We start from the raw sequence: 22,248 nt of genomic DNA, 5'->3' as shown, positions 1-22,248 counted from the left end.
GATAGCGGGGGCCGCAAAGCGGCCCCAAAGTCTTAGCGGCCCATCATCTCCTGAACCATGCGCTTCTGCTCCATGATCTCGCGCTGGCGCTGGTCGATCTGCGAAGCCAGCGGGAAGTTGCTGCCTGCGCGGCGCTTGGCGTAGTCCAGCTGCTGTACCGCCTGGTCGAAATCCCCGACCAGCGTGAAGTATTCGGCGCGCGCACGGTGCAGGCCGATGGTGTTGCCCGACAAGCCGCGCACTTCCGCCATGTCGTACCACACATCCGGGTCATCCGGCCGGCTCTTGAGCAGGTCGTTCAGCACCTTCTCGGCCTCGGCCGGCTTGTTCTGCTTGACCAGCAAGTCAGCACGCACCTGTTTGAGCGGATAGTTGCCCGGGTACAGCCCCTGCATGCGCTCGGCACGCTGCTGCGCGTCGGCCAGGCGGTTGTTGGTGATGTCCAGGTCGATCTGCGCCAGGTTGTAGGTAATGTCGTTAGGTGCCTTGGCCAGCAGCGGCTTGAGGGTTTCCCGCGCTTCATTGAGCTGGCCACCCTTGATCTGCGCCAGGCCCAGGCCATAGCGCGCAGCGTCCAGTTTCGGGTCTTCGTCGAGCTGGGCGCGGAAGCGCTTGGCTGCCAGGCCTGGGGTGCCCTCGTAAGTGAGTGCCACGCGGGCGCGAATCAGCTGGTAGCGCTGGCTGTCTTCGACGCCACCCTTGGGCGCCTGTTCGGCGCGGTTGCGGGTGTCGGCGATACGCGACTCGGTGACCGGGTGAGTCAGCAGGAATTCTGGCGGCTTGGCATCGAAGCGGTATTGGCGCGCCAGACGTTCGAACATGGTCGGCATGTTGCGCGGGTCGTAACCGGCCCTTTCCAGGTTCTGGATGCCAACGCGGTCGGCCTCCTGTTCGTTCTGTCGCGAAAAGCGCCGTTGTTCCTGGATCGCCGCAGCCTGGGTGCCGGCGATCATGCCGATGCCGGCATCACCTGCGCCGCCTGCCGCCAGCACGATGCCGGCCAGCAGCGCGGCCATCATCGGCAACTGCATGCGCTGCTGGGCCTCGACGCCGCGGGCGAAATGGCGTTGCGACAAGTGCGCCAGTTCGTGCGCCAGTACCGAGGCGTACTCGCCTTCGGTCTGGGCATTGAGGAACAGGCCGCCATTGACGCCGACGATGCCGCCAGGTGCGGCAAAGGCGTTCAGCTCGCGGCTGTCGATGAGGATGAACTCCAGGCGCCGGTCCTGCAGCTGGCTGGTTTCAGCCAGGCGGTAGACGGTGGTTTCGACGTAATCCTTGAGCTGCGGGTCGTTGAGTTGGTTGACCTGGCCGCGCAGCAGGCTCAGCCACGCGCGGCCGAGGTCGTGCTCCTGCTTGGGTGAAACGATCGCGGAACTGGCGTCGCCCAGTGACGGCAGGTCGTCGGCGTGGCCGGGAAGGGCCATCATGCAGGCCAGCGCCAGCAGGGTAGGGCGCAGTAGATTCATGCAGAAGCTCGCGTCGAAGAAAAGCCTTACTGTAGCCGGGTCGCGCAGAGCCGACCAGTGGCGGTATGCTACCGAGCTTTTCCCGATATTACCCGCCCTGCCCTGGAGACGCGCCCGATGAGTGACACCCTGACCTGCGACGCCGAACTCGACGCCAGCGGGCTGAACTGCCCACTGCCGCTGCTCAAGGCGAAGATGGAGCTCAACCGCCTGGCCAGCGGGGCGGTACTGAAAATCATCGCTACCGATGCAGGTTCCCAGCGCGACTTCCGCACTTTCGCCCAGCTTGCCGGTCATACCCTGCTGCAAGAAACGGCCGAGGCCGGTACCTACACCTACTGGCTCCGCAAGGCCTGAGCCAACCCAAGGATCGTCAATGTTCAAAGTGCTTCGCGACTGGATAGAGCGCTACTTCTCCGATGAGGAAGCGGTGGTGCTGGCGGTCCTGCTGTTCCTCGCCTTTACCGCGGTACTCACCCTCGGAGGCATGCTCGCGCCGGTGCTGGCGGGCATGGTCCTGGCGTTCCTGATGCAGGGCCTGGTCAACGCCCTGGAGCGCATACGCGTGCCGACCCGGTTCGCGGTGATGCTGGTGTTCGCCCTGTTCATGGGGGCGCTGGCGGTGTTCATGCTGGTGCTGGTGCCGCTGCTCTGGCATCAGCTGATCACCTTGTTCAACGAATTGCCGGGGATGCTTGGCAAGTGGCAGTCGCTGTTGTTGCTGCTGCCTGAGCGCTATCCGCACCTGGTGTCGGACGAGCAGGTGTTGCGTGCGATCGAGTCGGTGCGCGGTGAAATCGGCAAGTTCGGCCAATGGGCGCTGACCTTCTCGCTGTCGAGCCTGCCGCTGCTGGTCAACGCGATGATCTACCTGGTGCTGGTGCCGATCCTGGTGTTCTTTTTCCTCAAGGACCGCGAGCTGATCGGGCGCTGGGTCAGTGGTTACCTGCCGCGGCAGCGCACCTTGCTGAACCGGGTGGGTAGCGAGATGAACCGGCAGATCGCCAACTACATTCGCGGCAAGGGCATCGAAATCCTGATCTGCGGGATTGCCACCTACATCGCCTTCATCAGCCTGGGGCTCAATTACGCCGCGCTGCTGGCGCTGCTGGTAGGGTTGTCGGTGGTGGTGCCGTATGTGGGCGCGGTGGTGGTGACCGTGCCGGTGACGTTGATCGCGCTGTTCCAGTGGGGCTGGGGCGACCAGTTCATCTACCTGATGACGGTGTATGCGATCATCCAGGGCCTGGATGGCAACGTGCTGGTGCCGCTGCTGTTCTCCGAGGCGGTGAGTTTGCACCCGGTGGCGATCATCTGCGCGGTGCTGCTGTTTGGCGGGTTGTGGGGGTTCTGGGGGATCTTCTTTGCAATCCCGCTGGCGACCTTGATCAAGGCCGTGCTGGATGCCTGGCCGCGGCAGGAGCCGAGCGTTTCACCGATGCTGTGAATGCAATTGGGGCCGCCAAGCGGCCCCCATCAATCTCAGGCCTTGTTCAGGGCCTGGGCAGCTGCCAGCACGGCATCCACATGCCCGGGCACCTTCACCCCACGCCATTCCTGGCGCAGCACACCGTCCTTGTCGATCAGGAAGGTGCTGCGGTCGACGCCCATGTATTCCTTGCCATACAGCTTCTTCAGCTTGATCACGTCGAACAGCTGGCACAGGGCCTCGTCCTTGTCGCTGATCAGCTCGAACGGGAAAGCTTGCTTGGCCTTGAAGTTCTCATGCGACTTGATGCCATCGCGCGACACACCGAACACCACGGTGTTGGCGGCGGCAAAGGCATCGTGCTGGTCGCGGAAACCCTGGCCTTCGGTGGTGCAGCCCGGGGTGCTGTCCTTGGGGTAGAAGTACACCACCACCTGCTGGCCCTTGAGCTCGGCCAGGCTGACGGTCTGGCCGCTGGTGGCCTGGGCCTGGAAGTCGGCGACGGGTTGGTCGAGTGCTACTGCCATGGTCGGTTTCCTTACATGGGGTTCTGAGGACGCCACGGCTCGATCAGTGCATCGAGGTTCAGGGCATCGGCGAAGTCCAGGAACTGGTCGCGCAGCCAGCTGATCTGGGTGCCGGCCGGCAGGATCACGGTGAACTGGGCGTTGAGCATGCTGCTGCCGGTCTGCGGCGCCAGATAGGTGTCGCAGGTCATGGCTTCGAGCTCGACGCGGTGGTCGAGGAAGAACTGGCACAGCTCGTTGATGATGTCCGGGCGATAGGCGGCGCTGACGTAGGCCACGTAGGGCAGGGCCTGTGGGCGCACTTCCTGGTCGGCGCTGCGCACCACGTCGAGGGTCAGGCCGTGTTTCTTGCCCAGGCCCGGCAGCATGGCTTCGAGGCGCGCCAGGGCGTCCCAGCTGCCGCCTACCTGCAGTACCAGGGCGCTGGTCTCGCCGTGGCGGCTCAGGCGCGAGGTGACCACCGCGCAGCGGTTTTCGAAGGCGGCGCGGCTGAGGACGTTGGCCAGCTCCATGGGGTTGGGGCCCAGGGCGCTGATGACAAGGAATTGTTCGCGGACGGAGGTGGGGGTGGACATGCAGCATTCCTAAAGCGATGAGCGGTCGGTGCAGGACGGGCGAAAGCCTCCTGTCGGCAGGGCCCGGGGCTCGCATGCGAGGACGTGGACGCTGGCCGGGGAGCAAGGTCGACGGCCCGGCGGGCCGCGCTGCACCGATCAAAGGATCAAGGGTAGCGAAATAAGGCGCCGAGGGGAATGCTCCGCCCGCCTGCTTCGCTTGTGCAAGGCCGATGCCCCCAGTACCATTACCGCTCTCTTTTTCCGGCAGGAGCAGTTACATGATTGCGGGCAGTATGGTGGCGTTGGTCACACCCATGGATGCACAAGGGCGTCTGGACTGGGTCAGCCTCGACAAACTTGTAGACTTCCACCTGGAAAACGGCACCCACGCGATCGTCGCTGTCGGCACCACCGGTGAGTCGGCCACGCTGGATGTCGAAGAACACATCCTGGTCATCAAGCATGTGGTCGAGCGCGTCAAGCGCAGCAACAAGCCGATCCCGGTGATCGCCGGCACCGGTGCGAACTCCACCACCGAAGCCGTGCACCTGACCCAGAACGCCAAGAATGCTGGCGCCGACGCCTGCCTGCTGGTTGTGCCGTACTACAACAAGCCAACCCAGGAAGGCCTGTACCAGCACTTCAAGCACATTGCCGAAGCCGTCGACATTCCGCAGATCCTCTACAACGTGCCGGGTCGCACTTCCTGCGACATGCAGGCCGAGACCGTGATCCGCCTGTCGAGCGTGCCGAACATCATCGGCATCAAGGAAGCCACCGGCGACCTGGTCCGTGCCAAGGCCATCCTCGATGGCGTCAGCAAGGACTTCGTCGTCCTGTCCGGCGATGACCCGACCGCCGTCGAGCTGATCCTGATGGGCGGCAAGGGCAACATCTCGGTCACCGCCAACGTCGCCCCGCGCGAAATGGCCGACCTGTGCGAGGCCGCCCTTGAGGGCAATGCCGAGAAGGCCCGCGCTATCAACGAAAAACTCATGCCGCTGCACAAAGACCTGTTCTGCGAAGCCAACCCGATCCCTGTGAAGTGGGCGCTGGTGGAAATGGGCCTGATGCACAAAGGCATTCGCCTGCCGCTGACCTGGCTGAGCGAAGGTTGCCACGAAAAAGTCCGTACTGCCTTGCGCCAGTCCGGCGTACTGGTTTAAGAGGAAGTACACCGCATGAAGCGACTGGCTGGTCTTTCCGCACTCGCCCTGATTATTTCCAGCACCAGTGGGTGTGGCTGGCTGTGGGGCGAGGATGGCTATTTCCGCGACCGCGGCAGCGATTACCTGCAGGCGCACCCGACTGCGCCGATGCAGCTGCCGCCGGACGCCGGCAAGGCCAAGCGCCTTGACCCGTTGCTGCCGATCCCGCGCAACGTCGCCGACGATAGTGCCACAGGCGAATTCGAAGTGCCTCGCCCGCAACCGCTGACCGCTGGCGCCGAAGCCAGCGATTACACCTTGCAGCGCAGCGGCAGCAGCCGCTGGGTACTGGCCCAGCATTCACCGGCCGAAGTGTGGCCGGTGGCGCACCAGTTCTTCGAGGACAACGGCTTCCGCATCGCTGAAGAGCGCCCGCAGACCGGTGAGTTCAACACCACCTGGCAGCGCTTCGACGAGCTGTCGGCATCGCTCGGCCAGCGTCTGTCGAGCACTGCCAGCAGTGGCGACAGCGAAGTGCGTGTACGTGTGCGCATCGAACCCGGCGTGCAGCGCAACACCTCCGAAGTGTACATCGTCAGCGTCGAGCGCCCGGCCGGCAGCACCGCCGACACCGCGTTCCCGTCCACCTCGGCCAACACCGGTGCCGACGCACTGCTGGTCGACGAAATGCTTGCCAGCATGAGCCGCAGCGCCGAGAAAGGCGGTTCGGTATCGCTGCTGGCTGCACGTGACTTCGACGCCCCAAGCCGTGTCAGCCTGAGCGAAGACGGCAGCGGCAACCCGGTGCTGTTCCTCGGCTCGGACCTGGACCGTGCCTGGTCCGGCGTGGGCCGTGCCCTGGAGCAGGGCGGCCAGTGGCGTGTCGAGGACATCAACCGCAGCCTGGGCCTGTACTACATCAACCTGTCGGAAAAGCCTGACGACAAGCAGAACGAGCCTGGCTTCTTCAGCCGTATGTTCGGCAGCGCACCGTCCAAGGAAGAGCGTGAAGCCCGTGCCGAGCGTTATCAGGTACGCCTGAGCAAAGTTGGCGAGAGCGTGCAGGTTACCGTCGAGAAGAACATCAACACCGTGGCCCCGGCCGATGTCGCCCGCCGCGTGCTGAGCGCCATTCAGGACCACCTGGGCTAAGTGCGCTTCGCGGTACTCGGAAGCGGCAGCCAGGGAAATGGCACGCTGATCGCCAGTGGTGACACGTTCATCCTGGTCGATTGCGGTTTTTCCCTGCGTGAAACCGAGCGGCGCCTGGCGCTGCTTGGGGTCTCGGCGGCGCAACTGAGCGCCGTGCTGGTAACCCACGAACATGCCGACCACGTGCATGGGGTGGGCTTGCTGTCGCGGCGCTACAATGTACCGGTCTACCTCAGCCAAGGCACATTGCGCGGCATGCGCAAGCCGGTGGAGGTGGCCGGTTTTCTCGCTTGTGGCGAGCGGCTGCAGATCGGTGACCTGGAAGTGAGCCCGGCGCGGGTCGAGCACGACGCCTACGAGCCGCTGCAGTATGTGTTCAGTGACGGCCGTCGGCGTTTTGGCATGCTCACCGACCTGGGTTCGTACGATGCGCTGCTGCTCGAGCGCTACCAGGGCCTGGATGCACTGCTGATCGAAGCCAACCACTGCCGCGACCTGCTCGCGCGCGGTCACTACCCGGCCTTCCTGAAGCAGCGGGTGGGTGGCATGCAAGGACATTTGAACAATCACCAGGCCGCACGCCTGGTGCAAGAGTTGGGCTGGAACAACCTGCAGCACCTGGTGCTGGCCCACCTCAGCAGCAAGAACAACCTGCCACACTTGGCCCGCCAGTGCTTCGTCGACACCCTTGGGTGCGACCCGGACTGGCTCCAGGTGGCGAATCAGGAACACGGGCTCGACTGGCGCGAAATCGCCTAGCCCAACACCTCAGCAAGCGGAGCCCAATCATGGAAAAACGCGAAGAACTCTACCGCGGCAAGGCCAAATCGGTTTACAAGACCGACGACGCCGACCGCTTGATCCTGCTGTTCCGTAACGACACTTCGGCGTTCGACGGCAAGCGCATCGAACAGCTCGACCGTAAAGGCATGGTGAACAACAAGTTCAACGCCTTCATCATGCAGAAGCTCGAAGAAGCCGGCGTGCCGACTCAGTTCGACAAGCTGCTGGGCGACAACGAGTGCCTGGTGAAGAAGCTGGACATGATCCCGGTCGAGTGCGTGGTGCGCAACTACGCCGCCGGCAGCCTGGTCAAGCGCCTGGGCGTGGAGGAGGGCATCAAGCTGGAGCCGTCCACCTTCGAGCTGTTCCTGAAGAACGACGAGAAGGGTGACCCGTTCATCAACGAGTCCCACGTTGTCGCCTTCGGCTGGGGCACCGCCGAGCAACTGGTCGAAATGAAGAAGCTGTCGCTGAAGGTCAACGAAGTGCTGAGCAAGCTGTTCGATGACGCCGGCCTGCTGCTGGTCGACTTCAAGCTGGAGTTCGGTGTCTTCCACGGCCAGATCGTCCTGGGTGACGAGTTCAGCCCGGACGGCTGCCGCCTGTGGGACAAAGAAACCCGCAAGAAGATGGACAAGGACCGCTTCCGCCAGGGTCTGGGCGACGTGATCGAAGCCTACGAAGAAGTTGCCAAGCGCCTGGGCGTGCCGCTGTAAGCTGCGCATTCACGCAAGCGCCTGATACCACGCGATTTTTTTTGAAAAAAGATTTGCGTTTCAAGAAAACGCTGGTATGATGCGCGGCATTGGAGAGATGCCGGAGTGGTCGAACGGGACGGATTCGAAATCCGTTGTACTGGCAACAGTACCTAGGGTTCAAATCCCTATCTCTCCGCCATACAAGATGAAGCCCCGCAGATTAACGTCTGCGGGGCTTTTTCGTTTCCGGGTTGTACGTAGCCATTGTACGTAAAGTTGTAGCTGTTCTGGCGTCCTCAAACGGGGTTGCGGCGCTTCAGTTCATCGGCGATGGTGATGGCTTCCCGTAGGATGGCCGCGTTCTCAGCGAACGTATCTGGATCGTCCGTGCCTTCGTAGAGGCTGCCGCCGGGTGTGACATCCATGATGAAGCTGTCGGCATACTGATAGAACTTCACCACGAGCTGAGCGTCCTTGAGCTTCAGTGCTCCTAGCTTGCTAACGCTGCTGGTGTAGATGCGGCAGTAGTGCTCAGGGACTTTGACCTGATACTTGGTGATCTCTCGCTGTCCTTCCTCCTGGCCTCTCAGCTCTTCAGCCGTTTCCTGCAATTCCTCCACATATCGACGTGTAGTTGCTATCTCTCGTAAGGCAAGGATCTCAGCCACCAGCGCCACCTTGACCGCTTTCCGCTCGTGATGTGTTTTCCAGAACCATGCTGCCACTGTGGCACAGATGGGTAATGCGATGCCGAAGGTGCTGATGATTTGCGAAGCGTCCATTTATAGGCTCTGTTGATGGGTTCTGGGCCATCCTAGTCTATGTCGTTGTTACCGTTCCTTGGTTTGGTTTATTACTGACTGTAGATTGATAGCAAATAAATATTTGCATTCTTGTAGGTTATGTGTATTGACAATAGCGATATATGTGTTAAGATACTCATGTGATCGGAGAACATCTTTCTCCTGTCGCGACAGAGTCACCCCTCATTAAGATCACCACCGTGTTGATCGGCTCGTAACATGGCAGAGCGACTTGTTCTCGCTCGATATGTCGCCCAGTCCCGACACATCAAGGCAACGTCTCCTTGAAGGGCTCCAAACAAGCGATTTGACCAGAGACATCTCCTGTAGTTGAAGCTAAGGCCGGGGCCTAAAAATCCTGGCCTTTACTTTATCTGGCGATCCTTAGCGTAAACCTCAACCCAATACACAATCAGCCAAGGAGAACTCATGGCAATAGAACGCTTGTGCCCGCAGTGCGGGAAGAAGCACACAGTTAGACGCATTACGAAGGTTTATTGCTCGACACTCTGTCGAGTTAACGCAGCCAACGCAAAGAAGCGACAGCTAATCAGGCTCGAACCTCATCAGCAACCAATAGAGGAATTAACAATGAAAGAGAGTCAACGCCAGCAGGATACAGCTGAGCATCTACGAAGTTACATCGCCAAGCACTGCCACAGGATGACACCAGAACAAGTGGCTGATGAATTACAGCTACCACTCTTCGCCGTCAAGATGCTATGGCCTAACCCAAGCCGTTAACACATACACATCATCAATCATAAAGGAGGGAATCACACTACATGGAGAAACATCTTTGGCTAACTACTTTGTTATTAACGGTCCATCAAACCTAATCACACATGTGATGGCTTCGAGTTATACCCCTTCAGATACCCAACTGCTTCGCTTCGTCAAAGCTAATGACAGCGCTTTGAACGCATATTACAAGTGGTGCAGGAAGAATCCAGGCATGTGCATGGATGTAGGCGAACTTATGGCTAAGTCAGCATACATCACAGACCAAGTGGGCAGAGGTAAGGGAGGAAGTGCTAAACCTACATCGCCACGTCTTAGGCAGCTTCCGCAAGCTAAGCCCCGGTCCCGAGAGGAAGAGGTGAAGACATGGATTGCACGCCATCCCACAGCTGATGCGTATGATCTAGATGCAGCTTTATATACTGGTATCGTCGCTGCTCGTGCCTACCTCTTGAAGTACAGCTTGTAACGAGCTAGTGCGGCCTAAAGAGGCGAAAAACTGGTAACCCAAGGAAGTGTGCGTCCTGCCACTTTTCCAGCTCTACAACCCCTTTAAACACTGGGCTAAAACCCTGAATAACGACACCTGAGTGAGTGTGTCGTGCATCCCTGCCTGTACAACGGGCAACACTACAATTATGGAGATATGAATATGCAAGAACTTATGAAGAAGGTAACAAAGAAAGATATCGAGGCGTGCAAGGTTGAGGCTGAGCGTCTCTATATGGGGCGATTGACTGGCTATGTAGACGATCTCTCTGCCGTGCCGGTTAATGGGGTATATCCGCGCTTTTACGCTGCCGGAGCTATTGAGGAATTCATTGCCACAACAGCGGATGGTTTGATTGGTCTGGTTTTGGAGAAAACTTCACAAGGGTGGAGTAAGAGCGATGTGATGACGCAGACTTTCACGCCAGCCAATCTTCCGATGCAATTTGCAGTGTACCTGGTGAAGCCAGAGGCAGTACGTGCAGAAGAATTGAAAGAGGTGCATAAGCAGGCTGAATCGAAGCTACATGCTGCTGTGGCTGCTGAGAATGAAGCCATTATCCGCCGTACATTCGAACAACGTATGGCCACAGAGCGCCGCAAACGAGCAGAAGCAGCCAAGGCGGCTGAAGAGGCTGAAGAGCAGGCCATCATGGCTGAAGTACGTGCTGCACTGATGGGAGGTAAATAATGAAAGATCGTACTTATGAAATCTTGAAGGCTAAATATGCACCCCATCTAGTTGATGATGTTTCTGCGGAGGTGACAGAAGTGCAAGTGCAGCCAGTTAGCCTGGAGTATTTCGTATTACAAGTGCGGAAGTCTTACCTTGAGGGCTGTGGCTTGAATCCATTGGACAGGCATGAGTGGGCAGACAAGATTGTTTCGGGTTTGGCTGTTTTACGCCTGGAGCAGGCTTCAGGGGTAAAGATGGGATGACTTCATTCTTAAATGAAAGCATTGGTCGTCTGATTAATGAGGGTAGCCATTTCGCTGCCTTCATTCTCAAGACTGATGCTGTTGATGTCAGGCTACTTTGTAAGTCATTCCGCCGCAAGTGTCGCGTCTTCACTGGAAGCACTGATTACAAGCTGGTGTGGGTGAGAGTCAATGAGGGGTTGCTGTTGATGGTTAGCGGTGCACCTGTATTCAGTGCTCTTCTCCAAAGCTTCTTGAGCGCAGGGAGCTTCGGAGACAGGCAACTATATAAAGGGCCAAACCGTGGATTGTTTGAGAAGAGAGTAGGCGTAGCCCTTCGTGGCTACGTAAAGAACGTGGGTGTCCATAGTTACGGTGGTAATAGATGAGGTCGTCAATTAATTCGATTGTCATTGCCTGCATCATCTCGATCGTATTGGCCTTCTGCTTTTCATTTTCAGCCCAATATAACGCCAGACTGGTAGCGGCCGATTTGGTGCTGCAACAGAACAATGCCACACAGCTTCAATTTCAACAGGAGAGGGAAGCGATGAAAGAGTATGTATCGAAACTCATTGACCGGAATCAGCGGTCACTCAATACAGGTGCTAACTGATGTCAGTCCTATTCATGTATGTCCCTGCTGCGATAGACAACGCACTTCCATATGATGACCTGATGGCAGCTGATGATGTGGTGCAAGCCGTAGCGGATTACACAGCCGCTTACATTGGTGAGGAACAGTACAACGCTACAGCGGGTATCTGGGGGAGTGTGTGGACTTGGCTCTATATGGGCCTGGGTGAGTCAGAGGTTCATGCACTGCTGGATACATTCATCTTCCCATCTTGACTTACAGGCTCTACGCCTGTATAGTCGCAACCTCATCGCTAACACCACAACCCACATCCGCCACGGTAACGTGATCTCGGAGTGTGGTTTTTTTGCGTCCGCGATTTGACAGCCACACACACACCGGCAACCACCAAGAGGACTTGCCTATTGAACAGAACTGAACAGGAGAACAACCATGCAATTAGCAGAACAGCTTGCCATCAAGATGCGACGTGACGGCGACAGTATTGAAAAGATCAAGGCGGCTACTGGCCTTCCAGAACGTAAAGTCAAAGCGCTAGTTAAAGATGTGCCGAAACCCACGAAGGCGAAGCAGGCAGTAGAGAAGATTCCGACGCCATTTGCCAAGTCTGTAGAGCGGGTGTTCACACTTGCAAGCCGGGTGCACGGTATTCGTGACTATGAGTTTCGAGATGTCCTGCACCAAGAGTATGGCTGTACCTGGGATACACGTATCGGTCGAGAGGTCAGTAACTACGACAATGACACAATGAAACGTGTTCGGACCAAGGTTCGTCAGCGTGCAGCAGAGGCAGATTGCAATGTATTGTTTGTGATGGACTGGGTTGACGAAGAGAAGGCCACATCCGGTCGGATTTTCCTTGAGAATGCGGCAATTGATCTGATGGCCCGTATCCATATGTGTGCCGACGAATACATGGAGAAATTTGCAACACGATCTTCCGAAGACAATGCAGAGGCAGATTATGCGCGTCGTAAGCAACGGTATGCTGCGGAAAACTACCTGCTTAAGCTTGCCATCAAAGGGTACAGTCCTGAACCGCTTCATAATCTTCAAGAGCGATCTGTGGCACTTACCAACGCACTTGACGGCATCCACGATATGGCACTACCCGCCAATGTGACCTACGGGGGGAGCGGTTATGGTGATGGAGAGTTTGACTTTCCTGAGTACTACCCAGAGCCATCTGGTATCAATCCGTTCCTTGACTACGTAGAGGCTCAAGGATGGCTGGCGAAGTGAGACCGCTTGTGAGAACTGATCTCATTTGTCCGGCAATCGTGGTTCACGCCCACCATATTATATGGTAGGGCAAAACCGGACACGGACAGACTGTCATGCACAGCAGGCTGTACTGATGCACAATTAACGACAGATCTATAAAGGTATGCACAGTGAAGGGACTTCACGGCAGTGTTACCTGTGTCGTTGACGACACAAGTGAACTCCCTTGCTCAGCTAACTTATCTACTTCGCAGAAGAGACTTGCACAATCCAAGACAGATGGCGAGGGTGAGTACATAGTACACCCGCCCAAGAGAAAGAGATCTATCCACTCCTACGGAGTAGAGATGTATCTATCGTGAAGTCCCTTCACCGCGCAACAGTTTCGCCTATCGGCGTGTGCATCATCAGTATGAGTTCCGGGGAATACTACGTATATACCCCCGGAGAGTCAGCCTGTGCAATACGGCTACGGAGCAGCGGGTTAATCGTCTCCCAGCGGAGCAGGGGTGTGTCTATTGTGTCGTTAACGACACATGTATTTCACCAGTGTGCAGAAGCACGTGGCAGCAGCCACGGATTGGCTGAAATGTTTGAAGCAGCTATGCTGGTGTTTCACCCAACATTCAGTTGCAGGAGCTGTTCATGGATCTAAAGGACTTCATTGCCAATAGCCTGACGCAGATTGCGGAAGGGATTCTCCAGGCGAGCGAAGCGTTGGCCAATACGGATGCTGAGGTTAACCCCACAAGGTTAGAGACATACTCTAGCGATGCACAAGGCTACGGTCGAACTCTCACGCCGGATGACGGCAGAAAGATCTCGCAAACACGTCTTGTCGAGCGGGTAAGTTTCGATGTGGCAGTAACCACAGAGGGAGAGACGAAGGGAGGTGCGGGACTGAAGGTTGGTATTGCATCTTTGGGCCTCAATGCGGGAGGTGGTGTTACGGATAAAACCGGACAGGCATCCCGTATCCAGTTCACGATCCCCATGGTCTTCCCGTCCAAGAGAAATCGTAACGGACAGTAGTTTGGATAACCTGCGTTTACCTAGTGGAAACCCCCTGAAAACTTCGGGTTGAAACCGCTGGCATTGCCGTGATTGTTCTATCCGGTTCGCTGCACCCCGCATTATCTCTAGGGTGTGGCTTGCTGGTGCCAAGCTTGCCACGCTATTTCCGCTCAAGTTTGAGTTTCTGCACAGTAAATGCGAATTTTATCTTGAATTTCCCGTTTATGTCGGCTTGGCACGAATCCCCAGGCCCCAGATAGCCAGATCAACCATCTGCTACGATGGAGCCAGACACCAGACAAGGAGACATCCATGAATGACCGGATCACGGCGGATGCCCTGGAGCTGCTGCACCTGAACCAGATCGCCATACGTGCAGCAATCGAAGAGGTGAGCTTGTGGATTAGCCAACGAGGGTCCACGCATATACATGACAACGTACTGACCGTACTCGCCACTCTCGATACGAATGCAGAAGGCATTGCCAAGGGCATTGAGGCGCTTAGGGCAATCGACAGTGACTGACCCGAGTAAAACCACAATTAACTGCAAGTTCGTGGTTGTGCGCGCTTGTCAATATATTTATGATCAGTGGTATTGGTTTAATGGCCGCTCTTATGTTCGTATGTGTTTAGCAGCGAAGCTCTTCCCTGCATAACCGGAGGTTTGAAATATGAATCTATTCGAGGTAGAACGCAGCCTGCTGCTTGCTGTCCACGAAGGGCAGGAGGTGGCGGAGGGTGAGGAATTCGACACTTGTACGCGACTTATCCAGAACGGCCTTGTAACTGGTTATGACGTCTCAAGCTTCGATGGTAACAAGTACGAACATCTTAAAATCACAGCCATTGGCCGTGAATTGGTCAATCATTAAGAGCTGACTCACCTTGCAGTCGAAGCCTGATCACCTACGGCTGCACATGAGACATTCCTGCTGCATCTCACTTCACGCTCACTATCAGAGGAGTCTACTTGTTTGGTAGTGAGAGAGCTGGCGTGTGCGTTCTATCAGAAGTCTATTGCGGATAGCTAAATGATCGTATTATCATTGATCTATCGAAATAGACTACAAAGGATAGATCGCCATGAACGTCAGCAGCCCTAAGGCCCATCTGTATCTCCGTGCCTCTACCAAGGATCAGGATGCGCTTCGTGCCAAGTCGCTGCTTGAGGCGTTCGCTGCTGAGAAGGGCTTGTCGGTAGCCGGCACCTACAGCGAGAACATCAGCGGCACCAAGCTCAACCGCCCTGAGCTGATGCGCCTGCTTGATACAGCTGAGAAGGGTGAGGTGTTGCTGGTTGAGTCTGTAGACCGTTTATCCCGTCTGTCTCAGGTTGATTGGGAAACTCTCAAGGCCACGATTAGGGGTAAGGGGTTGCGTCTGGTCATCGCTGATCTGCCCACCAGTCATATGATGGTTGAAGACAGAGGGATCACCGGCCAGATCATGGAAGTGATTAACAACATGCTTCTCGACCTGATGGCGACAATGGCAAGGCTCGATCAGGAGAAGCGTGTTGAACGGATCAAGCAGGGCTTGGAGAACAAGCGTGCAGCTGATCCTGAGTGGAAGCCTGCGGGTAAGGGTAAGAACACTGCAATGTGGGAGAAGGTGACTGCCATCATGGCGAAGCACCCAACCATGTCAGCTGATGATGTCGCTAAGCTCGCTGAGTGCGGTGTGGCCACTGTTTACAGGATCAAGCGTGAGTTGAAGAGCTAACAGATTCACCTGTGTTTACAGCGCGCCTCAGTGCGGGCTTCGTCGTGCCTGGACTGCCTCAGAGGTTATTTATAGAAAACCAGCGTTCCCGTTGAGAGGGAGAGTGGGGTGCTTGATAGTTCGGGTAGAACTGACAGGTCCCAGAGCAGGAGGCTCAGTATTATTTTTCTGGCTGGCGTACAGGGTGACCCCCACCCCAAGCAACCCGCTGTCGGCGGCGGGGCGGGTATCTCAGTCTAGGGAGCTGTGTTTCAGGAAGTGTTCGATCTGGTCCGACGTCAGGCCGTGATCTGATGGGATGTATTGCCAACAAAAGGGCGAGACTGCCTTATTGCCTTCGTCCTTTGTCATCGAGTCCAGGGCTAGCCTGAGGTTATCTGCAAGCTTCTCGCCGTCAGGGAGTGAAGTCAGTTGCTTGGCGAGGTCTTGTTGTGCCGCCATTCCGGCTTGAAGTCCAAGATGCCCCTTCGTGCGGTTGTAGAAGTGGTTCATGCAGAAGAGGGCAATGCTCGCTTTCTCGTAGGCCGGGTCAGGTGCTTCAGTGTAGTAGGCGGCGAGTGTTGATGAAGAGGCGAGAAGCGCTAACAAGGCGGACGTACGGAGCATTGAGATTGTCTTCCTTGGTTAATTAACTGGTATCCATCCATTGCTTTGGTACGTGGCCCATACTTTGGTCACGAGGTAGCACCCCAAGCCTAGAACGAGCATAACGTTACGCGCTTTATACCAGTGCTGGGCATCACGCTTTTCATCCAGCTTCGCTAGCCGCTTTGCACGAACTTCATGGCTAGGGTGGTCGAGGGCGAGAGCGTTTATGCGTTGGTAGTTGATTGTCGCTTCGATGCGTTTAAACCCACATGCTGCACTGGCAGCGAAGATGAGCAGGCTCGCTAGCAGGAAGGTCTCTTCGTTCAAGCCGATTCGACCGTAAGGGTTTGTCTGTGCAAGGTAGGCACATGCAGCTAGGGTTGCACCGAGGATGAAGTAATCGAATTTGCTAGCGGCTTCGTTGTGAAGCGTCACCAGCTGATCGACGCGGCTTTGGTGGTCGGTCATTCGTATTTCCTAGGGGGGCCACACCCCTGCGGATGTGGCCTGGTTAGATTAGAACTCGAATGTCAGCTGCTGCGGAGCGCTGCGGTAATGCTGGCAGACATGCTCCCAGCGGCCGAAGCGGAAGCGTGGATAGGCGTGAACGTACACGGTTTTGTTGTGGGGTGCCGACGAGCGGCGAGGATGGCGTCTACGCATGGTAGTCATTGCTCTCTATAGGAATTGCAGTAGGTGCAATCCTCTGGGCGTGACGATCAGTACACAGAATGTGTATTGACGTGACGGTCACGCTATTGGCTTAATGACCACCTGCCCAGATTCATGCGTTCTTAGAAATGCGCGTATCGGGGAGGGCGAGCAGGGCACGTGAAGTTTGGCGACAGACCGTGCTCAGCTCGCTAGCTTACCTCTACCACCCCCACATGTTGGGGGTGTTGCGTTTCTGGGGTACAAGATAATGCGGTTGTGTGGGTTTTTGCAAGGCGACCACCTGTGGATAAGTTGTGCGTACTTTGTGAGTGAATGGTGGGTATTCGCTGTAGGCCTAGTACCTAGGGGTGTGCACTGTTTTTCGCTGGGGTGTTGCCTTGCATGCAGAATTTTTCGGGCGTGTACGTTGCAACAAAAAACAGTTCACTCGATGCCTGTGCGTATCTATAGCGGCGAATTGCCGGCGCTGAATTCGAATTGGTGAACCTCGACGACTATGCGTGCAAGGTGATCCGTAGCCATCGAGCTCCTGCTACCCATAGCCCACGACGCATGACATGGGGTACACGGTGAAGCGTGCTACCAAGAGCTAACCTATTTATCTTTGCCATTAGCCTGCTTCTGTGCGGGCTTCTCTTGCCTACATGACCGCTGAAGCTATTTACCGAATCCTAGCGTACACAGTGACTGGAGGGCGGGCCGCTTAGGCATTCCGCTAGAACCGAGGCAGGTTATTTTCCCTCCTGGTGTAGAAGACACACCCCGCCCCATGCAATCGGCTGTTGGCGGCGGGACAGGGTGCTACCATCCGCGCTTTTGGATGCTTAGGGCGGTAGGGTATGGGATCAGATTTCGACGAGGGCAGCTTCAAGAAGGCGCGTAGCTTCCTCATGGTGTTCTCCACTATGTTGCTTGCTCTGTGGTATTTCAAGGCAGAGATGAACACTCTCTCGCTGCTGGGTAACTCCATCAAGTTCACCGCCAACACCCATAACCTCTGGCTTGTGCTAGCGGTAGCCAACATTTATTTTTTCTGCCGCTACATCCAGCACTTGCCTGAGGATTGGCGTAAGCCCGGTAAAGACTTCGAAGATCTTTTCAACCAAACCCTGTGTCGGGTGGCTAGGTTTTATTACAGCCGTGAATTGCACCGTATAGCTTGGAAAGATTTCATGAAGGGTCATGATATTTCGGGTATCACGGGATTTAAGACCCGGGCCACAGGTTCACCGTATAGGGACAAACCGAAGAGGGATGGTTGGCGGATGCTACTGCCACGGGGAGTAATAATTGAGTTTAGTTTACCCATAGAATGGACCTCCGAGAGTGGTTCAAAGGCAGGCAGGAACGGCACCAGAGCTCTGATCGATCCGTCATTGATCTTAGTAGCGTACTCACGGGGAGTATCGTTCATCAAGGGGGTGATCTTGGCCCCTTGGTTCACTGAGCATCTGTTCCCGATGTTATATGCTGCCTGTGCGATTGTGGTCGGATTTTGGAGTTGGCAGACCGCAGATGTACCCCCAGTAGATGCCCCCTCGTCTGTCGCTCATCCTGTGCAGGCATCCATTCAGGCCAACCCCCGAGCGATCAGGTGTATGTCTGAGAGCATCCAGGCGAAACACTCGGTGCTATCCGTGGCATGTGTTCCAGGGGCAGATGTGGCCTCACCGGCCCTGCCACTGGTGCTGAAAGCTGCGCCGAGCAAATCGGGCTGAAGCCCTGTCTATGGGGCCTGGCTCGCCATTACTGCGCCGAGTTACAGCCCCAAGATACATGCCCGGTGGGTGTATATCGCTGAGGGCGTCACTCTTCACGTCAGAAGCTGTGACGTAACGCTCACGTTAGGCTGGGGAGCTTGGAAATTGCATCAAGCTTCTGTTTGGCCGATGAGCCTTGGCTGTAAACATCGAAAGTGACGGTGCCTGTTTCATGTCCTACCAGCTCTTTGATCAGTCGGTCTGCCACATCCGCACGTACAAGATGTGTGATGGCAGACGCACGGATGGAATGGAAGACATGCTTACTACCGAAGCCAAGTGATGTCTTTAGCCGACCGAACGCTTTCGAGAGTGCATCAGACCTGATCCCATATTGGTTGCGGCAGGTTGTTGGTATGAGGAAGCCATCTACAGAGTCAGCTGCTAACCGTGCCACCACCTCAGCCAGTGCAGGGTGTACAGGTACGACGCGGATACCCGCAGCCGTCTTACTGTCTGTGATGTCGATGCAGCGTATGCCCTCGCACTTGATCAGATGTTCGACACGAAGCTGAACAAGCTCTTCGATCCGTGCACCGGTGTAGGTGCCCAACGCGATCAGGTCAGCGAGAGCTTGATTGCCCTGGCCCTCAGCTTCCGTGTGCAGTTGGCTAAGTTCCTCGATTGTGAACGCCAGTCGAGCGGCGTCTTTCTTCGCTTTACCTCGCAGCTGTGGAAGGTCGTGATTCTCGAATGGATTCACTCGATCCTTGTATTGCTCCCGCCACCTTGCGTCATGCTTGCTCGCCCATTTCCAAAACACGCTGCCTGCCAACAGATACTGCTGCTTCGTTTTGCTGGTGACCGTCAGTGTATCAAGCCACGCAGTGACGCAATCGAAGTCCAGCGGCTGCCCTGTCTGCTTGAGGTGAGTGGATAGGTGTTGAAGCTTCGCTTCCTGCTGAGCAATCGTCTTGGCAGCTATCTGGCGGGATTCCCGGTAGCTGCGGAACTCCTTCAGGCGTGCCGCCGTGATTGGGGATCTAGCTTTGTATGCCGTAGGGTTGGAGATGAGTTCATTCATCTCTTTCTCGACTTCAGCAGGGACGGAGTACTTGCACGTGAGCAACCACTTCTCGTACACCTTGTTCATTTGCCCAAGGTCTTCAATCAGCTTGAAATCACCCCTTGGTTCCTGTTGACGCATCCTGAACAGCTCTACCAATACGTTCAGCAGTTCAGGATCAAGGCGTTTGAACGCCTCAAGTTCATCGTCGCTCACCTCTGGATCATCAGATATGCCCTCAATTTCCTCCCACTTCATCTTCTTGATGTGATCATCAACGGCTTGCAGCTTCTGGATGAATGGCTCCTGCCAATCGGCTGGCAGTGGTTCACCTTCGCGTGCAGCGGTGATCTGTGCCTTCCATGTGGCCAAGATCGGTAGGCGGAGGTTCATCGCTTCTTTGTGACTGCCAGTCTGGAGGGAACGAGAGAGGATGCGACGATTACCGAATGCATGTTGCACGTCTGAGGGGATAGCGAGGCGAACGTGGTAGGTGCCGCCTTGAAGCTCAAGGTTGTTTGCCATGGAGGGAGCCGAAACTGAATTGATTGTACGTAGAGATTGTACGTAATTTGGCGATAAAGGCCAGATGTTGCTGGGTTTAAAGGGTTGCTGGGTGGTTTATGGTGAGTCCCTATCTCTCCGCCATACAAGATCAAGCCCCGCAGATTAACGTCTGCGGGGCTTTTTCGTTTCTAGCGTTTTATCTGCGTTTCAACTCACCAAGGCGTTGGTTCCAGCGCGCCAACCCCGGTCGGGGTGGTGCTGCCTTCGCCGTTGCGCAGGAACGCCAGGTGCCAGAAGTCATTGGGCACAATCTCGTCCCCTGGCTTGACGTTTTCCGGGAAGATGAACTCGAACACCGGGGCCACGTACTGCCCGGCAGTCAGGCCGTTGGCGACGGTCAGGCGGCCGGCGTTTTGCAGGCAGCTATCGACCCCGGGTTGCGGGAGGGTGTTGGTGGGTACGCACAGTGAGCGAGCGACCACCCGCAAGGTACGGGTTGGCTGGCTGAGCAGGCCGGTTGGTGCCTTGGACGCACGCAACCGTGCGCGTTGTGGCTGTGGGCCAACGTTTTGCGTGGTGATTCCGCCTGAAGCGCCGGCACAGGTAGCCGCCAGCACGCTGGCAGGGTCGCATTCCCCGGTCATTTCAAACGGCGTGATCCAGCGGTTGCGTTGCACGCCGGTGGCAGGGTCGACATCGATCAGGTAGATGTCCACCGGGGTCTTGACGTCGGTGGTCTCGGCTTCGAGGAAGATGCGGTCCTGGGTTTCCTGAGCTGCACCGTTGACGGCGACCGCGGCCGGGTCAGCGGTGCCGACGCCGAATTCGCCAATGGCCAGATAGCTGGGCTGAGAGCCCGGCTGGGTGTAGATGCCGAGGTTGGCCTCGATGGTGTGGGCGGAAATGAAGTCCGGCACACCGGCGGTGGTCGATTTGAACAGCGTGCCGGAGTAGCTGATGAAGTCGCCGACTTCAAAGGGTACTTGTTGCGTCGGGTCCGGGTCGGTAGCGGTCCGGGTCGGGTCACTGAAGCGCTTCATGACGAACTGGCTGCAATACAACTGGCCTGCCTTCGGGGGTGTCAATTCACCTGACGCAGGCAACGCCACGCCAGCCTGGGCAAAGTTGCGGCAGTTGTTGGTGGTGGTCGGTGTCACCACTTTAGGCCGGTTTTTCTGTGGGCAGAGCGGGTCGTCACCGGTCCGCGGGACGCACATCGGGTAACCCGTTGCCGCGTGAATGGTCGGGTTGGCGTCATCCACCGAGAAGCGCGGATCGGGGCTCTGGGCCCGACCGAAACGCCCGCTGGGGTCGTTGATCTGCAAGACGGTCGGTTGCGGCGAGTTGGTACTGGTTACTTCTATGTTCCCGGTGGTCTGGTCAATCCTGCTGATATAACCACTGCCGACCTGGGCCGATTGCTGGGAGACAAAGATCAACCCGGCAATTTGTTTACCCGCGACGGTGTTGCCGACAACATGCACTTCAAATGAAGGGTAAGTGGCCGGTAGTTGTTTAAGGCCCAGCGGGCCGCCGTGTACGAACTCCGCCCAGGTGAGTGTATTGGCGGGCATCTGGATGACCGAGTTGCAGGGCACGGTAATGGTTGTGCCGTTGACCACTACCGTACCGCCCAAACGGTTCGGGTTGCTGGTATTCGGGCAGTTGCTATTGCTGCTGTCGACAGTCATGTCCTGAATGAAGCCGGTGATGTCGAAGCCATGGATAGCCAAGGGGTCGACGAAAATCGGGTCAGGCAATGTGGGCGTAGTGAAGGGGGATGGCGTCCCCTTGACTGGCTTGTCAGTCCCACCCTTGGCCCAGGCGTCGCCAGGCCCGGCAATACTCAATGCCAGGGCGGCGACTACTGCCCCGGCAAGCAGTGCCGGACGAGCGACGAGCGTGCTGAGCCGCGTTTGAGCGGGGACTGCTGCTGAAGCTTTGAATCCTGCAGGTGTGCTCATAATGGTCTCCGAAATGCTGCCAGCCTCTTTGCAAGCATTCGATCTACCGTTAGAGGGCTCGTGTTGCACGAACGCCTGTGCAATAACTACGGAGCGAGACGGATATCGAATAAACGGCTCGCCTGGATTTCCGAACTAGTGGAATTCCATCGATCTCGAGCGGCGATGTACTGGCCGGTTCCGGACATGGTCGCGAGAGGAAGTTCCTTGAGCCATAACGGTCAAAGCACGTGTTGTGCCAGTGCCAGTTGGCACGGCAAACCCCGGAAAAACTGTTACCAATTGTAAAAAAATTATTCACAACTCACGTGATCGCGAAGTGGGCAACCCGGTTTTGGGGGCGCAGCGCCAGAATTGGGTGGTGGGGGCGTGGCCAATTGGGCCATTGCGCTTTCGGAGGGGGAAATTTGAGTGGTGTCACACACCTCGATCGCCTGTCACTGCAAGTCACTTCACGGGCTCGACCGTATAGTG

The 22,248-nt window shown here is 56.8% G+C and carries 24 protein-coding genes and 1 tRNA gene; 16 read left to right on the top strand and 9 right to left on the bottom strand.

What is annotated here, in order from left to right; genetic code table 11:
* Nucleotides 1-32: 32 nt before the first annotated feature.
* Complete coding sequence (locus F6X59_RS01380) at nt 33-1,469, bottom strand: M48 family metalloprotease (RefSeq protein ID WP_152954049.1); 1,437 nt, start codon at nt 1,467-1,469, stop codon at nt 33-35.
* Between the two features lie 117 nt (nt 1,470-1,586).
* Here F6X59_RS01380 and F6X59_RS01375 point away from each other — a divergent pair, with 117 nt between their 5' ends.
* Nucleotides 1,587-1,826 (top strand): sulfurtransferase TusA family protein, encoded by a 240-nt coding sequence (locus F6X59_RS01375; RefSeq protein ID WP_152954048.1) that lies wholly within the window; start codon nt 1,587-1,589, stop codon nt 1,824-1,826.
* Between the two features lie 19 nt (nt 1,827-1,845).
* A complete protein-coding gene (locus F6X59_RS01370; protein WP_152954047.1) occupies nt 1,846-2,916 on the top strand; it encodes an AI-2E family transporter in 1,071 nt (356 codons plus the stop codon).
* Between the two features lie 35 nt (nt 2,917-2,951).
* Here the strand turns inward: F6X59_RS01370 and F6X59_RS01365 are convergent, their stop codons facing one another.
* Together F6X59_RS01365 and F6X59_RS01360 are read right to left on the bottom strand one after the other, a co-directional pair.
* Nucleotides 2,952-3,425 (bottom strand): peroxiredoxin, encoded by a 474-nt coding sequence (locus tag F6X59_RS01365; protein ID WP_152954046.1) that lies wholly within the window; start codon nt 3,423-3,425, stop codon nt 2,952-2,954.
* An 11-nt stretch (nt 3,426-3,436) separates the two neighbouring features.
* Nucleotides 3,437-4,000, bottom strand: coding sequence for a glycine cleavage system protein R (locus tag F6X59_RS01360; protein WP_060510219.1), 564 nt, complete (start codon nt 3,998-4,000; stop codon nt 3,437-3,439).
* Between the two features lie 260 nt (nt 4,001-4,260).
* Here F6X59_RS01360 and dapA point away from each other — a divergent pair, with 260 nt between their 5' ends.
* From dapA to F6X59_RS01335, 5 genes are all read left to right on the top strand, one after another.
* The gene (gene dapA / locus F6X59_RS01355) at nt 4,261-5,148 is read left to right on the top strand and encodes a 4-hydroxy-tetrahydrodipicolinate synthase (RefSeq protein WP_152954045.1); all 888 of its coding nucleotides are present in this window, start codon (nt 4,261-4,263) and stop codon (nt 5,146-5,148) included.
* A 15-nt stretch (nt 5,149-5,163) separates the two neighbouring features.
* Nucleotides 5,164-6,282, top strand: coding sequence for an outer membrane protein assembly factor BamC (bamC, locus tag F6X59_RS01350; protein WP_152954044.1), 1,119 nt, complete (start codon nt 5,164-5,166; stop codon nt 6,280-6,282).
* Entirely contained in the window at nt 6,283-7,041 is a 759-nt protein-coding gene (locus F6X59_RS01345; RefSeq protein ID WP_372240271.1) for an MBL fold metallo-hydrolase, read from the top strand.
* A 29-nt stretch (nt 7,042-7,070) separates the two neighbouring features.
* Complete coding sequence (gene purC / locus F6X59_RS01340; protein ID WP_003254733.1) at nt 7,071-7,781, top strand: phosphoribosylaminoimidazolesuccinocarboxamide synthase; 711 nt, start codon at nt 7,071-7,073, stop codon at nt 7,779-7,781.
* Between the two features lie 91 nt (nt 7,782-7,872).
* A tRNA-Ser gene (locus tag F6X59_RS01335) sits at nt 7,873-7,962 on the top strand.
* Nucleotides 7,963-8,059: 97 nt separating this feature from the next.
* On the opposite strand, the gene F6X59_RS01330 is transcribed toward F6X59_RS01335, so the two are convergent.
* A complete protein-coding gene (locus F6X59_RS01330; protein WP_152954043.1) occupies nt 8,060-8,545 on the bottom strand; it encodes a hypothetical protein in 486 nt (161 codons plus the stop codon).
* Between the two features lie 1,414 nt (nt 8,546-9,959).
* On the opposite strand from F6X59_RS01330, the gene F6X59_RS01325 reads away from it, so the two are divergent.
* From F6X59_RS01325 to F6X59_RS01290, 8 genes are all read left to right on the top strand, one after another.
* Nucleotides 9,960-10,487 carry a hypothetical protein gene (locus F6X59_RS01325; protein WP_152954042.1) on the top strand — a complete coding sequence of 176 codons (528 nt, stop codon included), beginning with the start codon at nt 9,960-9,962 and terminating at the stop codon, nt 10,485-10,487.
* Nucleotides 10,487-10,735, top strand: a complete 249-nt coding sequence (locus F6X59_RS01320) for a hypothetical protein (protein WP_152954041.1) — start codon at nt 10,487-10,489, stop codon at nt 10,733-10,735. The genes F6X59_RS01325 and F6X59_RS01320 overlap by 1 nt, the downstream gene beginning before the upstream one ends.
* A 594-nt stretch (nt 10,736-11,329) precedes the next feature.
* Nucleotides 11,330-11,566, top strand: a complete 237-nt coding sequence (locus F6X59_RS01315) for a hypothetical protein (RefSeq protein ID WP_152954040.1) — start codon at nt 11,330-11,332, stop codon at nt 11,564-11,566.
* A gap of 178 nt (nt 11,567-11,744) precedes the next feature.
* Complete coding sequence (locus tag F6X59_RS01310) at nt 11,745-12,554, top strand: hypothetical protein (RefSeq protein WP_152954039.1); 810 nt, start codon at nt 11,745-11,747, stop codon at nt 12,552-12,554.
* A gap of 627 nt (nt 12,555-13,181) precedes the next feature.
* Entirely contained in the window at nt 13,182-13,568 is a 387-nt protein-coding gene (locus F6X59_RS01305) for a hypothetical protein (protein WP_152954038.1), read from the top strand.
* 294 nt (nt 13,569-13,862) lie between these two features.
* Nucleotides 13,863-14,075 carry a hypothetical protein gene (locus F6X59_RS01300; protein ID WP_152954037.1) on the top strand — a complete coding sequence of 71 codons (213 nt, stop codon included), beginning with the start codon at nt 13,863-13,865 and terminating at the stop codon, nt 14,073-14,075.
* Nucleotides 14,076-14,223: 148 nt separating this feature from the next.
* Nucleotides 14,224-14,424 carry a hypothetical protein gene (locus F6X59_RS01295; protein ID WP_152954036.1) on the top strand — a complete coding sequence of 67 codons (201 nt, stop codon included), beginning with the start codon at nt 14,224-14,226 and terminating at the stop codon, nt 14,422-14,424.
* A gap of 211 nt (nt 14,425-14,635) precedes the next feature.
* On the top strand, nt 14,636-15,274 hold the full coding sequence (locus tag F6X59_RS01290) for a recombinase family protein (RefSeq protein WP_152954035.1): 639 nt from the start codon (nt 14,636-14,638) through the stop codon (nt 15,272-15,274).
* Between the two features lie 231 nt (nt 15,275-15,505).
* Here F6X59_RS01290 and F6X59_RS01285 read toward each other — a convergent pair whose 3' ends face one another.
* Genes F6X59_RS01285 through F6X59_RS28320 form a run of 3 tightly spaced genes read right to left on the bottom strand, consistent with a single transcriptional unit; the run spans nt 15,506 to nt 16,525 of the window.
* Nucleotides 15,506-15,880 carry a hypothetical protein gene (locus F6X59_RS01285; RefSeq protein WP_085677822.1) on the bottom strand — a complete coding sequence of 125 codons (375 nt, stop codon included), beginning with the start codon at nt 15,878-15,880 and terminating at the stop codon, nt 15,506-15,508.
* 18 nt (nt 15,881-15,898) lie between these two features.
* Nucleotides 15,899-16,330, bottom strand: coding sequence for a hypothetical protein (locus F6X59_RS01280; protein WP_152954034.1), 432 nt, complete (start codon nt 16,328-16,330; stop codon nt 15,899-15,901).
* Between the two features lie 48 nt (nt 16,331-16,378).
* Nucleotides 16,379-16,525, bottom strand: coding sequence for a hypothetical protein (locus F6X59_RS28320; RefSeq protein ID WP_178120021.1), 147 nt, complete (start codon nt 16,523-16,525; stop codon nt 16,379-16,381).
* 851 nt (nt 16,526-17,376) lie between these two features.
* Here F6X59_RS28320 and F6X59_RS01275 point away from each other — a divergent pair.
* Nucleotides 17,377-18,255, top strand: coding sequence for a hypothetical protein (locus F6X59_RS01275; RefSeq protein WP_152954033.1), 879 nt, complete (start codon nt 17,377-17,379; stop codon nt 18,253-18,255).
* A gap of 121 nt (nt 18,256-18,376) precedes the next feature.
* Here the strand turns inward: F6X59_RS01275 and F6X59_RS01270 are convergent, their stop codons facing one another.
* Together F6X59_RS01270 and F6X59_RS01265 are read right to left on the bottom strand one after the other, a co-directional pair.
* The gene (locus tag F6X59_RS01270) at nt 18,377-19,828 is read right to left on the bottom strand and encodes a tyrosine-type recombinase/integrase (RefSeq protein ID WP_152954032.1); all 1,452 of its coding nucleotides are present in this window, start codon (nt 19,826-19,828) and stop codon (nt 18,377-18,379) included.
* A gap of 194 nt (nt 19,829-20,022) precedes the next feature.
* On the bottom strand, nt 20,023-21,774 hold the full coding sequence (locus F6X59_RS01265; RefSeq protein WP_152954031.1) for a hypothetical protein: 1,752 nt from the start codon (nt 21,772-21,774) through the stop codon (nt 20,023-20,025).
* Between the last annotated feature and the right edge of the window lie 474 nt (nt 21,775-22,248).

The sequence above is a fragment of the Pseudomonas sp. MN1F genome (assembly GCF_009391885.1).
Taxonomy (GTDB): Bacteria; Pseudomonadota; Gammaproteobacteria; order Pseudomonadales; family Pseudomonadaceae; genus Aquipseudomonas.
Note: the sequence above shows the minus strand (reverse complement) of the source record. Positions and strands in the feature narration are given on the sequence as shown.